Raw genomic sequence first — 12,415 nt, forward strand, 5'->3', positions numbered from 1 at the left:
TATGGATCGCTTCTGGTTTGATGAGTATATAAAGCCTAGGCTGAGTGGGTATTCATTTGAGTACTCAAAATTTATTAGGGGTGATTTTGGTGATCTTGAAAGGATAGAGCTAGAAGGTTTAGGTAAATTAGGAACGGTAGAGTTTTGGTCCCAAGGTTGGGTGGGGTTAGATGTATATGACTGCGCTTGTGATGATCAGGTTATGAATGTATTGCTTTCGCCGGAGGAGAAGGGCTCCGTTTTGCGAGAGTTTGAAAGATTTATTGGAGTGTTAACGCAGGGTGGTTAGGAAGTAAGGCAATCGCTCCGTCGGCTCTGATGGCAATTAATGATGTTGAGCTTTGCATGGCGGTGGGTAGATGAGTGGCGAATAAGTTTCACTTTGTCCCGTATGGTGATTTATTTTTTTGTGAGTTTTTGAATATATGAAAAGAACTTTACTGCTGGTGTTGAGCTCGCTTTTAACGTTGCAAGGCTGTAAACCCAACGTTAGAGACTCGTCCCCCACCTTGGTCAACGATGGCATCCAACTACACCAAAACAAAGTGCTCGTTGATACCCTGCACGCCAAGGTCATCATGAAAGCGTCGGGTGCTACCTATCCGGTGGAGTTTTCGATCAGGCGCGCAGCGGATCCTGACCAGCGAATGGACGTGCAGGGCACTGTAGCGGATACCGGTCGGGGTAAGGTGTTTGGCTGGATTGCCAAGGTCAACGAAACGGTTCATAGCGCAACCTTGAAACACTTCCCGCAGTTGGAGGTACAGGCCGACGCTGATCAGCCATTCGAGGTATCGGGCTACGCCAGCGGCGAGACCATAGGGACTGGCCACCGCTGCGGCCCACTCAGAAGCACTTTTACACCGGAGCGAAGCAAGGTTTATCTGGTGGAGTTTCAGTTTGTGGGTGATCGTTGTGAACAGCATGTCTACGACGTCACCCAGCCACAGGAACGTATTCCTGTCGCAAGTTTGCCTTAGCACCTGAATCGAATAGGCGATCCAAGATCGCTCATTTTCCATTTGTTCCGCTTGCACCCGCAACCATCTCTCAATCACATCGCACCCGTCGCGCAGCGTTTCGGTGATGGAATGGTCGAACGAGCTTGTCGTAGGAATCGACGGAGCGAATATTCCCCATTGACTTGCAGGACATTTCCTAGAAAATTCCTGGAAAAAGGGGACAGATTTATTTTTTGATTCTTTGCTACGCTGAAAGCTTCCACGGAGGAGAAGTCAAATATGCCCAGGATGGGACGTATTGTTTACCGAATTACCCACACCATATCGTACAACGCGGTCATAACCGTCAGGTGGTGTTTGCAGTCGCCGATGATTATCAGCGCTACCTCGCGGATCTGCGTGAGCTTAAGGATGCATTTGGCGTAAAAGTCTACGCCTATTGTCTGATGACCAATCATGTTCATCTGTTGCTAGCTCCGGGGGAATCGGTCGCGGGGTTGGGCCAGTTGATGAAGGCTCTAGCGGCACGTGCGACGCGCTACCGCAATCGGTTGGAGGGGCGTTCGGGCACTTTATGGGAAAGCCGTTACAAATCCAGCGTGGTGCAGTCGGATTCTTACTTGCTTGCCTGTAGTCGTTACATTGAATTGAATCCTGTACGGGCTCGTATGGTGGCTGATGCTGCGGATTACCCATGGTCGAGCTATCGAATCCGGGTAGGTGAGGTGCCAGATGGCCGTTGGCTGGACGCTGATCCATGCTTTGTTGCTCTGGGTAATACAGCTGCGGAGCGTTGTCGTCGGTATGAGGCGTTCGTACGCCAAGCCGTTCCGGCGGATGAGATCAGGTTAATTCGCGATGCTTTGCAGCGAGGTCAGTTGACGGGGACGAGCCGTTTCGTGGATGAGGTAGAGCGGATTGTTGGTGTACGAATAGAGCAACGAGGACAGGGCCGGCCGAGCGGGAATTTGGGAAAATAAATCTGTCCCCTTTTTCCACAACGCCCGAGCAAATCAGTCAACAGGTTCAGCGTGATTACGGAACAGGCAGTAGTTTTCAAAAGGCCAGCCAGGCGGTTGCTGGGATTGTCCAAGGCATCCTGACTGGAGACATTGGAGCTATCGTGGGAGGAGGGGCAGCGCCTTACCTGGCTCAAGCCGTTAAACAACTGACGGAAGGAGACGAGGCAGCCAACCTGATGGCGCATGCCCTACTGGGTGCTGTTTTGGCAAAAGCGCAAGGAGGCTCGGCGCTGGCCGGTGCTGCAGGCGCCACAGCGGGTGAGCTGATCGCCCGCCAGCTCTATCCAGGCAAATCCAGTGATCAGTTGACGGATGCGGAAAAGCAAACCATCTCAGCCCTATCCACATTGGCGGGTGGGTTATCCGGTGCGCTTGTAGGGGCAGGCGCCTTCGACGCTGCGTTGGGGGCTGGAACGGCAAAAAATGCCGTTGAGAACAATCATCTGAGCGATATAGAAAGGATCTCGCTCGCGGGGCTCCAGAAAGAGTATAACGCGTCGTGTAAAGGCTCTACGTCAAGCGATTGCGAGGGGTTGTCCAGGGAGATCGCGGATCTTATTGCCAAAGGATCTAGCGTTCTCAAGAACGAGCCGATAGCAGAAGATGGCGACTTCACGCGTGCTTTTGTTTGGACAACTAACCCTGGAGATGTGGTCTCCTGCGCCACTTCGCCAAATGGCTACTGCGTGGCTACCGATAAGTCAATCACGACGGATCGGGGTGAGGAATGGGTTTTGCAGCCCGCGTCGTTCGAGCAGGCTGTGAGGGGGAAAGCAAGAAGCGATTTGAATGCAGCGACTATGGAGGCTGAGCTTAAGGGACTTTCTAACGAGCTGTTCACGGCTGGTTGTGGCGGGAGCGGTCTGGTTGGGATAGGGTGCCAGGGCTACATGGCGGCAGGTGGAGAGAATCCTATTACTGGGGAGACGGCCACCAATACCGAGCGGGTCATGTGGGGCATACAGGGCCTGTTAAATACCTGGGGGCTTGGTGGCTCGTTATATAGCGGAGCTGTAAAAGGACCTGTACCTCATGGTTTTGCTGATGCGAAGGAGTTTTCAACTTTCAGTGGGAGCGTTAGAGACGGGTTGTCGATGGCTGGTTATAAGAATGTTGATCCAATCCTTCAGGGGAGTGCCGTAACGGGTAAGAGCTATCGCACGGGACAGGCTTTTGATTTTGAGCGAGTTAGCGATTTTGATATCGCTTTAGCCAGCCCAGAGTTATTAAGCAAAGCGGACTCTCTTGGGATTGGACTCAGAAGTGGCGGAACACGTACTGGTCCATTAAGTACAAGAGATCTAAAAGCTTTAGGCTTGAATGATTTGGCTGTTCAGTTAAGTAAGAAAGCAGGTCGAGACGTTAACTTTATGATTTATGGTTCGACAACCTCGGCAATAAGCCGAACTCCTAGTATTCTTCTGCCGAGATGATTGAAAATGGCTGCTTATGATTTGTATGGTGTCAAAGGGGGCACAATTTTTGAGGTGAGATTAAAGGTCGAAGAAAGCTTAAACGTCTTCTTCGAAGAGAGGGAGAGCACGTATCAAGGAGGGGTCTATTATCGTTTTGGTGACGATGAATCAGAGAAATTTGTTCTGAAAGTCAATGTTGATCCTTTTGATGGGGAGGCTGTTGAACAGGAATTTTCTGAGTACCCTGTTCTAATTTATGTGGATATGACTACTCGTTCTGAGGAAATTAGGCGCTTATTAGGTGTTGAGTTTTGTTTGCTTAGGCACGAGCTGTATGACTGAGTGGTATCTTGAGTCGTGAGGCCCTCGTTCTAGGTTTTTTCTCAGGCAGAGGTGAGGGCTTAGGTTTGGATTTTGCTTGTTGACGAAAGTTAAGTGTTAATGATGTGTTTGGAAAATTTATGAAGAAAACTACACTACTATTAATATCCTTTTTCCTGACATTACCCGGCTGCAAGTCTAACGTCCGTGACTCATCCCCCACCCTGCTCAACAACGGCATCCAACTCCAGCAAAACAAGGTAGCCGTCGACGGCCAGCACGCCAAGGTCATCATGAAAGCGTCGGGTGCTACCTATCCGGTGGAGTTTTCGATCAGGCGCGCAGCGGATCCTGACCCGCGAATGGACGTGCAGGGCACTGTAGCGGATACCGGCCGGGGCAAGGTGTTTGGCTGGATTGCCAAGGTCAACGAAACGGTTCACAGCGCAACCTTGAAACACTTCCCGCAGTTGGAGGTACAGGCCGACGCTGATCAGCCATTCCAGGTATTGGGCTACGCCAGCGGCGAGAGTATCGGGACTGGCCACCGCTGCGGCCCACTCAGAAGCACTTTTACACCGGAGCGAAGCAAGGTTTATCTGGTGGAGTTTCAGTTTGTGGGTGATCGTTGTGAACAGCATGTCTACGATGTCACCCAGCCACAGGAACGTATTCCTGTCGCAAGTTTGCCTTAGCACCTGAATCGAATGGAGAGGGCGATCCAAGGTCGTTCATTGCCATTTGTTCCGCAGCTTGCGCCCGCAACCGTCTCCGATCACATAGCACCCGTCGCGCAGCGTTTCGGTGGTGGAATGGTTATACAAGCTTGTCGTAGGAATCGACGGAGCGAATATTCCCCATTGACTTGCAGGACATTTCCTAGAAAATTCCAGTCCCTTGCGCCTGCTGATTCCGGTGCCTAGTCTTTGTCCACCGCTGCCAATTCAGCGGTCGGGTTTAGTCGCTCGGTATTTCGTTAGGCGCAAGGTCTCCTTGAAGTCAGGCTACGATTTTCTCGCTGATTTTATGGTGGCTGTGCGCAGGGCACTTTCGGGTGCGCCGGTTTCCTAACGTCCCGGTCGACTAACCTGTGCACAGCCGCCACCCCACTTCGTTTAGTCGCGAACAGTGGCGGATCCGACTGACGTTAGGAGGTCCATATGGACAAACTCATCCCCGACCCACCCGTTCCACCGCTGCACCTGGACATCGCGGCCGACGCCAACGCCGAGCGTGTCATCGATTCCTATCTGAACCCCAAACCCGCCCAGCCTGACAAGAAGCCACCTCCGGACCAGTTGTTCACCGTCGTGGAGGGCATCGATGCTGAAAGCCTGTTGGCAAATCTCAGCGAAACCTTGGCCTCCGCCAATGCCATGGCCGGCGATTTGGCGTTCGATCTGGAGGATTCTCGACGGCATGTTGCACTCGGGCTGCAACAGTTGATCGAGCTGGGTCAACTATTGGCAAACCGGGCGCTGGATGTCATCGACCCTAGATAGGCGGTTGTGACTGGCGTGGGATAGACCACATTTTTTAAGGGCAGTGGTAATGCTTCTTCGATAAATTGTGGTCTGTTTCCGTTTGTTCCCAGACCTGTCCCAGCAACAGGTCAACCCATTGAGCTTGCCGGGATTCAGCCTGCCCGTCGGCCAGAACGGCTTGTTCCGCCTGAGTGGGCAGGGCGGTAGCACCCAGGCCGCACAGGCGGGTGTTGGCGTACAAAACTGGACCCTGACAGGCAGCAGTGTTGCGCAGACCCAACGCAACCAGACCGTGCCGGACGTCCAGGCGCGCGATATCCAACCGGGTACGGGCTCTTCGGTCTCAGCGACCAGTCAACAACAGGTTGCCGGTGTTCGCCAAGGCACGTCCATCATGGGGAGCGTGTCGACCATCAGCGTCACCACCCCATCCGATTCAGGCGCCGGTGCTATCAGCTTGCCGGAGCACTCGCAGGGTATACCCGCCAAAACCGCTGTCGATGGCATCACCGGATCGAACCTGGCGGGGCAACCTGCCGTGATCGGCGTCGCGCCGGTTGCTGCTGGCCCCGCAACGCCAACGACCGGACTGACCACGCCAGGTACCCAAACCGTCGCTCGGGTCCAAGGCCTGCCTACACGCACCGTGGTAGCCACTGCACATAAATACCTGATCGAAACCAACCCGGTGCTCACCGATCTCAAGTCGTTCATGAGCTCGGACTACCTGCTGGAAAACCTCGGCTACGACCCCGACCAGAGCGCCAAGCGCCTGGGCGATGGTTTCTACGAGCAAACCCTGATCCAGCAAGCCGTGGTCGCCCGCACCGGCCAGGCATTCATCAACGGACTGACCTCCAACGAGGATCAGTTCCGGTACCTGATGAACAACGCCATCGCGAGCAAGAACGCCCTTGACCTGACCGTCGGGGTATCGCTCTCCTCCGAACAAGTCGCGGCCCTGACACACGACATCGTCTGGATGGAAAGCGCCGTTGTAGACGGTGAAACCGTGCTGGTTCCCGTGCTGTACCTGGCCAACGCCAACAACCGTCTCGCCCCGAATGGCGCGTTGATCCAGGGGCGCGACACGACTCTGATTGCTGGCAAGAACCTCGACAACGTCGGCACCCTGAAGGCGACCCGCAACCTGTCGGCCTCGGCGGGGGAGAACCTGGTCAACAGCGGCCTGATGCAGGCCGGTGAGCGACTCGACCTGCTGGCCGGGAATAACGTCATCAACAAGGCGGGTGGCATCATCACCGGTCGGGATGTCTCGGTCACCGCACTGATGGGGGATGTGGTCAACGAGCGCACAGTGACCTCGTCGCAAGTTGCCTACGGCCAGGTGCAGGATCGCAAGGATTTTGCCGACAGTGCCGCGCGCATCGAAGCTGCCAATGACCTGAGCTTCTCGGCGGGGCGAGACATCAACAACGTCGGTGGCGCGATCAAAAGCGGCCGCGACCTGCTTCTGAATGCCGGCCGCGACGTCAACCTTGTCGCCGCACAGACCGTCGACAACCTGATCCGCGACGTCAACCGCAACAGCAGCACCACTACCCAATACGGCAGCAGCATCAGCGCCGGGCGGGACATCTCGGCGGTGGCCGGTCGTGACCTCAATGTCGTTGCCAGCCAGATCGACGCCAAGCGCGACATCGACATGGCCGCGACCGAGAACGTCACCATCAGCTCGGCAGCGGATGAAGAGCACTTCTTGTACAAGAGCAAGAAGCTCACGGTTCAGGAAGATCATGTCAGTCAGATCAAGTCCGAGATTACTGCTGGCGGCAATGTTGATCTGGATGCCGGCAAGAACCTGACGATGATCTCCAGCCGGATCACGGCGGGCGACGAGGCCTACCTGGCTGCCGGGAACAACCTTCAGTTGCTGGCCGCGCAGGACAGTGACTACTCGCTGTATGACGAGAAGAAGAAGGGGAGTTGGGGGAGCAAGAAGACTCAGCGTGATGAAGTGACCGATGTGAAGAACATTGGCAGTGAGATCAGCACTGGGGGGGATCTGACGCTCAAGAGTGGTGATGATCAGCGCTATCAGGTGGCGAAGCTCGACAGTGGCAAGGGCATCACGCTGGACAGTGGCGGCTCGATTACGTTTGAAGCCGTGAAGGATTTGCATAAAGAGGATCATGCAAAAAGCAAAAGCAGCATGGCTTGGAGTTCGATGTCGGGCAAAGGTCACACCGACGAAACTCTGCGTCAGACACAGATGGTCGCTGCCGGTGCCATCACGATCAAAGCTGTCGATGGGTTGAACATCGATCTCAAGCAGATCAACCAAGACACCGTCCACCAGTCGATCAAGGCGATGGTCGACGCAGACCCGCAACTGGCGTGGTTGGCTGAAGCTGAGAAGCGTGGTGACGTGGATTGGCGGCAGGTCAAGGAAGTCCACGACTCTTATAAGTACAGCCACTCCGGCATGGGGCCGGCTGTGCAGATGATCATTGCGATCCTTGTGGTCTATTTCACAGCAGGTGCGGCCAGTGGCTTGATTGGCAGTATGGCCGGGGCCACCGCAGGCTCAGGGACCGCCATGGCAGCCGGAACAGTGGCCGGATCGACAGTAGTCGGTGGCACGGTGGCCACTTCAACTGTGGCCGCCGGTTGGGCGAACGTGGCGCTCACGGCTATCGCAACGGGTGCTGCGAGCAACGCCACCATCAGCTTCATCAACAATGGTGGGAACCTGGGGGCGGTGTTCAGTGATGTGACTTCTGCGGACGCATTGCGTGGTTATGTGGTGTCCGGTGTTACAGCAGGACTGACCGCCAGCATCTTCGACAAGATGACCAATACCACCACCACCGTGGAGGGCGCTTTGCCTAACGCAGGCAAGGTAGTGGCCCAAGGTGGCCTGTCGAGCCTGGAAGGAATCGGTCGGTTCGGCGCTAACCAATTGCTGCAGAACGGTACCTCAACCCTGCTGGATCGAGCGCTTGGTGGTGACAGCCAGTTCGATAACGCCCTGCGTAGCAGTTTGGCGAACACCTTTGCTGCGGCGGGATTCAATCTCGTTGGGGATCTTGGCAAGAAATTCGATTTGAAAGAAGGGGGGCTGGCCAAGGTTGGCTTGCACGCGGTCATGGGCGGGCTGGCCGCTGAGGCGGCTGGCGGTGATTTCAAAACCGGCGCGTTGGCTGCGGGTGCCAACGAGTTGTTGATTGATAGCTTGGCCGAGCAGTACACCAAGATGACCTTGGAGCAGAAGAACAGACTTCTGGTGATGAACTCCCAAATAGTAGGCGTACTTGCAGCCGCTGCGCAGGGAGGGGATGCAAAGAGCCTTCAGACCGGGTCATGGGTGGCGGGCAGTGCGACTTCCTATAATAGGCTGTTGCATTCGTCGGAGAAGAAAGCGCTTGCCGATGAGGCCAAGGCTCTTGAAGAGAAGGGCAAGCCTCAGTCGGATATGTCTTGGGAAGAAGTACTGCTGCTTGCTGCCAATGCTCAAGTTGACGCTACCGAAAACGCGCGGTTGCAGGCACTTGTGAAGAGCTTCCCCCCGGGCAACCCTGAAGGTCAGCACCTTGCGCAAGACTTGTTAACGGCGACCAAAAGCATCCAAGCCTTGGCATCTCAGAACACTGTGCTTACCTGGAGCGACGGGCGTACCATCGTTGCCAATGGGGCTGAAGTGCATGCGTTTCAAGCGACGACGACTCAGTTTGTCGATCCCGCCTTGTTCAATACCGCTTCTCAATGGTCCAGCAACACCAATTGGGCCAATGACCCCGAGATCGTTCCCACGGCCTGGAGGGAGCAGTTTGGTGGAGACGCCGTCACTTATCTGAGGGAAATCGCTGGAGTTTCCAGTAGCAGGGACGAGTTCAACGACCTGGTGCAAAGGGTTTCAACCATCGTTGGCGGTGGGATCGAAAGCGTCACTTGGGATCTGGATGCTGCGCTTGCGGCTACGGGAGCGCCTGCGGTATTAAGGGCTTTGCTGGCTAGGCGGCTTGCTGCGGCTGGTGGTGCTGATACGGTGGTGGTGGGTGCAAAAGAGATAAGTAAGCTTCCCGTTCCCAACGATCTTCCGACCAAAATACATATGGGGCAGCAAGGAAAACATATCAAAGGTCACAATAATTTTGAGGAAGGGCGTAGTTATTTTAACGATGGCGTCGACCCAACGGAGCTTTTGGGAGGCGTTCACAGCGGTAAATATCCTGTTGTTGGCGCTGGGGCTCGTGGTAACCCAATTGTGGATTTTGGAAGGCCAATTGGGGTAGACGGACGCACAGGCCAGTCAGTTACCAGAGGGCAGATTCACTATGGGAAAAATGGTGCCCACATTGTTCCAGATGCGAGGAATTGAGATGCTATTTACTGCACAGTTACCCGATTGGCTCGTCGCATGTTTTCGGATTGCGCTCCTTGGCGAAATCTACCCTGATATTAGAGCTATTGCTGTCGGATACAATGAAAATGGTTCGGTTTTGATTCGATATTATCTTGACCGTGAACCTACAGAGTTTGATCTGGAAAGTTTGGAGGTTGTAGCTACAAATCTTGATGCAATGGGAGGGAAAAAACAGGCTATCAGTAGAATTGATATCGAATGCATTTGCGCGGAAGGCTCTAAGCGAGAGTTAGATCCGCTTAGTGGTTTTATATACTCTAGGCGAGAGTATAGTTGAGTTTTCTACGAAAAAGGGGACAGATTTATTTTCTCTTTTGCTACGCTGAAAGCTTCCACGGACGGATGAGTCATCCGCACCACGTTGTGCAACGTGACCAAGAGCGGCGAGGTCAGGGTAGGCGGAGGATTGATTTGAGAAAATAAATCTGTCCCCTTTTCCCCCGGTTGGAGCAATAACTAAATGAAAGATATGTCTTTAGTGCTGGAAGTTTTTGAGGCTGAAGAGGCAGCTAGATTTTTATCTGCTTTGTCGATAGGGCTATTGATTTCTGTGCAAAATGGCACGATGTCTCTGGAAGAGGTTGAAAGGCTTCTTTTTTCACCAAGGAATTCGAGAATTCTGAGAGAGAAGGGTATCTCTCCAGAGCTTAGTAGATTGGTGATGGATTGCTGTGAGTTAGAGGATGTGTTTAGTTTAGTTCCTTCAGAATTTAATAATAACCTTCAGATGATATTGGACAGATTTGTGTATTTTTTAAAGTCTTCGAAAGTTAGAGGAACAGATTTGAATTTTTTAGAAATACGATAGAAATAAGAAAAAAAGGGACAGATTTGAATGGTACTTACCTAGCCGTTCAAAAAAGGGGGGCAGATTTGTGAAAGAGTGAAAAAGGGGACAGATTTATTTTTTGATTCTTTGCTACGCTGAAAAACTCCACGGACGGATAAGTCATCCGCACCACGTTGTACAACGTGGCCAAGAGCGGCGAGGTCAGGGTAGGCGGAGGATTGATTTGAGAAAATAAATCTGTCCCCTTTCTCCTTTAGCCCGGATCTGTTCTCGTCGACTGCTGGGGGGAAGGGTGGTACAACCGGGGTTAAGGTTGGGGTCGTAGGGGATGGGGCAAAAGGTCCATTTTTTAAGACTACAAAGGAGGCTCAATCTGCTGCTGAAACTCTTGGTTTTAAGAAGATAAACGAAACCTCACATGGGCAGGCAGTATTTAAAAAAGGTGGGTTTTATATAACTCGTGATGTAGATAGTCATAATGGAGGGGCGTGGAAGATGGCCAGTTCGGTAAGAGAGTTGGGTGGTAAGTCGACTCGCCTTGGTACCTACGACGTAAACTTAAAACGCATTGGTGATTAAATGAGCGCTGGCGGGTTTGATTGGGAAAGGCAAGGGAAAACTATAGAAGGATTGATTGAAGAACTTCAGTCCTTTCAGGATAAAAATATTAAGGTTGAACTTTCGCTTGATGGTGGTGTGACAAGTAAGCCAATTAGTTTGGTTGCAAAAAAAAATGGAATTTGTCTGCTGGTTAGCGTTTCTATTGAAGAATGAAATTAGTGGCTAGCTGAGGTGTGTTTTGGGCTAGGGGAACAGGTCACATTATCTGTGTGGTTTTTAGATGGAAAACTGATCCAGTGGGGTGGCGGGGACAGACCACGTTATTTGTGCAGTTTCTGGATAACGTGGTCTGTCCCCGAGTGACCTCCGAGTGACCTCTGTGGCATAGACCTGCATTCGAACAACAGCGTTGTCGTGGTTACCGACGAAACGGATAGAGTTTTGGTGAGCCGGGGTAGGCCGGAATGAGTAAATCAGATTGCATAGCTTGTGAACAGTGCGGAGGGGAATTAAAGCTCTTCAAAGAGGATGGTACTCAAGGATTGAAGTGTGCTGGCTGTGATTGGTCAGTGGTTACGACGCATGTGGCGGATATTAAGCTCGATGAGGTTGAATATAACGTTGGCTGTGTTGGTGATTATAAAAATGAGGTGCATATCAGAGTTGTTTCTGAGGTGGCGGGTTGTAACTTTTTAGTGTCTAGGAAAAAGCTTCAGTGTGGTCATTTTCTCGTATTTATCGGTCAGGCAGAGGAGGTTTTACGGGTTCGAAATGCTCTTGTTTCTGTTGGGCTTGTTTGTAGTATTTCCCCTGATTTTTACTGGGGATAGTAGGGTATGTTATTCGATAATTATGCGCATGGAGTACGTATGAGTAAATTTTCACTTGTGGTCTTAACCTTGGTCCTGACGTTGCCCGGCTGTAAATCCAACGTCAGGGATTCCTCCCCCTCCCTGCTCAACAACGGTATCCAGGTTCAGCAAACCAAAGTGACCGTCGACCCCCAGCACGCCAAGGTCATCATGAAAGCGTCGGGGGCCACTTATCCGGTGGAGTTTTCCATCAGGCGCGCAGCTGATCCTGACCAGCGCATGGATGTGCAGGGAACCGTAGTGGACACCGGTCGGGGCAAGGTATTTGGCTGGATTGCCAAGGTTAACGAGACGGTTCATAGCGCAACCTTGAAGCACTTCCCGCAGTTGGAAGTGCAGGCTGACGTTGATCAACCGTTCGAGGTATCTGGCTACGCCAGTGGCGGGAGCATTGGTAACGGTTATCGCTGCGGTCCGGTCAAAAGCATTTTCACACCAGAGCGAAGCAAGACTTATCTGGTGAAAAAGCAGGAAAAAGGGGACAGATTTATTTTTTGATTCTTTGCTACGCTGAAAAATTCCACGGACGGATAAGTCATCCGCACCACGTTGTGCAACGTGGCCAAGAGCGGCGAGGTCAGGGTAGGCGGAGGATTGATTT

The 12,415-nt window shown here is 52.8% G+C and carries 13 protein-coding genes and 1 pseudogene; all 14 read left to right on the plus strand.

The window, feature by feature from the left end; all coding sequences use genetic code 11:
• Position 1: 1 nt before the first annotated feature.
• The 14 genes and pseudogenes from J9870_RS07570 to J9870_RS07640 all read left to right on the plus strand — a co-directional run bounded on the left by J9870_RS07570 (position 2) and on the right by J9870_RS07640 (position 12,312).
• Complete coding sequence (locus J9870_RS07570; RefSeq protein WP_210643365.1) at positions 2 to 289, plus strand: hypothetical protein; 288 nt, start codon at positions 2 to 4, stop codon at positions 287 to 289.
• Positions 290 to 425: 136 nt separating this feature from the next.
• A complete protein-coding gene (locus J9870_RS07575) occupies positions 426 to 980 on the plus strand; it encodes a hypothetical protein (RefSeq protein ID WP_210643366.1) in 555 nt (184 codons plus the stop codon).
• A 305-nt stretch (positions 981 to 1,285) separates the two neighbouring features.
• Positions 1,286 to 1,942 (plus strand): transposase, encoded by a 657-nt coding sequence (locus J9870_RS07580; RefSeq protein WP_210645132.1) that lies wholly within the window; start codon positions 1,286 to 1,288, stop codon positions 1,940 to 1,942.
• A 218-nt stretch (positions 1,943 to 2,160) separates the two neighbouring features.
• Entirely contained in the window at positions 2,161 to 3,417 is a 1,257-nt protein-coding gene (locus J9870_RS29415; RefSeq protein ID WP_246883085.1) for a VENN motif pre-toxin domain-containing protein, read from the plus strand.
• Positions 3,418 to 3,423: 6 nt separating this feature from the next.
• The gene (locus J9870_RS07590; protein ID WP_210643367.1) at positions 3,424 to 3,741 is read left to right on the plus strand and encodes a hypothetical protein; all 318 of its coding nucleotides are present in this window, start codon (positions 3,424 to 3,426) and stop codon (positions 3,739 to 3,741) included.
• 119 nt (positions 3,742 to 3,860) lie between these two features.
• Positions 3,861 to 4,415 (plus strand): hypothetical protein, encoded by a 555-nt coding sequence (locus J9870_RS07595; RefSeq protein WP_210643368.1) that lies wholly within the window; start codon positions 3,861 to 3,863, stop codon positions 4,413 to 4,415.
• A 465-nt stretch (positions 4,416 to 4,880) separates the two neighbouring features.
• The gene (locus J9870_RS07600) at positions 4,881 to 5,222 is read left to right on the plus strand and encodes a DUF6124 family protein (protein ID WP_210643369.1); all 342 of its coding nucleotides are present in this window, start codon (positions 4,881 to 4,883) and stop codon (positions 5,220 to 5,222) included.
• 79 nt (positions 5,223 to 5,301) lie between these two features.
• Positions 5,302 to 9,546: pseudogene (locus J9870_RS07605) on the plus strand (DUF637 domain-containing protein); the annotation flags it as partial.
• A gap of 1 nt (position 9,547) precedes the next feature.
• Positions 9,548 to 9,868: a colicin gene (locus J9870_RS07615; RefSeq protein WP_210643370.1), complete on the plus strand. Its 321-nt coding sequence runs from the start codon at positions 9,548 to 9,550 to the stop codon at positions 9,866 to 9,868.
• A gap of 183 nt (positions 9,869 to 10,051) precedes the next feature.
• Positions 10,052 to 10,399, plus strand: coding sequence for a DUF3969 family protein (locus J9870_RS07620; RefSeq protein ID WP_210643371.1), 348 nt, complete (start codon positions 10,052 to 10,054; stop codon positions 10,397 to 10,399).
• A gap of 384 nt (positions 10,400 to 10,783) precedes the next feature.
• A complete protein-coding gene (locus J9870_RS29420; RefSeq protein ID WP_246883138.1) occupies positions 10,784 to 10,960 on the plus strand; it encodes a toxin C-terminal domain-containing protein in 177 nt (58 codons plus the stop codon).
• Positions 10,961 to 11,155, plus strand: a complete 195-nt coding sequence (locus J9870_RS07630; protein ID WP_210643372.1) for a hypothetical protein — start codon at positions 10,961 to 10,963, stop codon at positions 11,153 to 11,155.
• A gap of 251 nt (positions 11,156 to 11,406) precedes the next feature.
• Positions 11,407 to 11,772 carry a hypothetical protein gene (locus J9870_RS07635; protein WP_210643373.1) on the plus strand — a complete coding sequence of 122 codons (366 nt, stop codon included), beginning with the start codon at positions 11,407 to 11,409 and terminating at the stop codon, positions 11,770 to 11,772.
• A 39-nt stretch (positions 11,773 to 11,811) separates the two neighbouring features.
• The gene (locus J9870_RS07640; RefSeq protein WP_210643374.1) at positions 11,812 to 12,312 is read left to right on the plus strand and encodes a hypothetical protein; all 501 of its coding nucleotides are present in this window, start codon (positions 11,812 to 11,814) and stop codon (positions 12,310 to 12,312) included.
• The last annotated feature ends 103 nt before the right edge of the window (positions 12,313 to 12,415 follow it).

This window comes from Pseudomonas sp. Tri1 (genome assembly GCF_017968885.1).
GTDB lineage: Bacteria > Pseudomonadota > Gammaproteobacteria > Pseudomonadales > Pseudomonadaceae > Aquipseudomonas.

What these genes read in the sequence shown, in the direction of transcription:
- J9870_RS07570 (WP_210643365.1), top strand. Translation starts at nt 2, where the DNA reads ATGGATCGCTTCTGGTTTGATGAGTATATAAAGCCTAGGCTGAGTGGG.
- J9870_RS07575 (WP_210643366.1), top strand. Translation starts at nt 426, where the DNA reads ATGAAAAGAACTTTACTGCTGGTGTTGAGCTCGCTTTTAACGTTGCAA.
- J9870_RS29415 (WP_246883085.1), top strand. Translation starts at nt 2,161, where the DNA reads ATGGCGCATGCCCTACTGGGTGCTGTTTTGGCAAAAGCGCAAGGAGGC.
- J9870_RS07590 (WP_210643367.1), top strand. Translation starts at nt 3,424, where the DNA reads ATGGCTGCTTATGATTTGTATGGTGTCAAAGGGGGCACAATTTTTGAG.
- J9870_RS07595 (WP_210643368.1), top strand. Translation starts at nt 3,861, where the DNA reads ATGAAGAAAACTACACTACTATTAATATCCTTTTTCCTGACATTACCC.
- J9870_RS07600 (WP_210643369.1), top strand. Translation starts at nt 4,881, where the DNA reads ATGGACAAACTCATCCCCGACCCACCCGTTCCACCGCTGCACCTGGAC.
- J9870_RS07615 (WP_210643370.1), top strand. Translation starts at nt 9,548, where the DNA reads ATGCTATTTACTGCACAGTTACCCGATTGGCTCGTCGCATGTTTTCGG.
- J9870_RS07620 (WP_210643371.1), top strand. Translation starts at nt 10,052, where the DNA reads ATGAAAGATATGTCTTTAGTGCTGGAAGTTTTTGAGGCTGAAGAGGCA.
- J9870_RS07630 (WP_210643372.1), top strand. Translation starts at nt 10,961, where the DNA reads ATGAGCGCTGGCGGGTTTGATTGGGAAAGGCAAGGGAAAACTATAGAA.
- J9870_RS07635 (WP_210643373.1), top strand. Translation starts at nt 11,407, where the DNA reads ATGAGTAAATCAGATTGCATAGCTTGTGAACAGTGCGGAGGGGAATTA.
- J9870_RS07640 (WP_210643374.1), top strand. Translation starts at nt 11,812, where the DNA reads ATGAGTAAATTTTCACTTGTGGTCTTAACCTTGGTCCTGACGTTGCCC.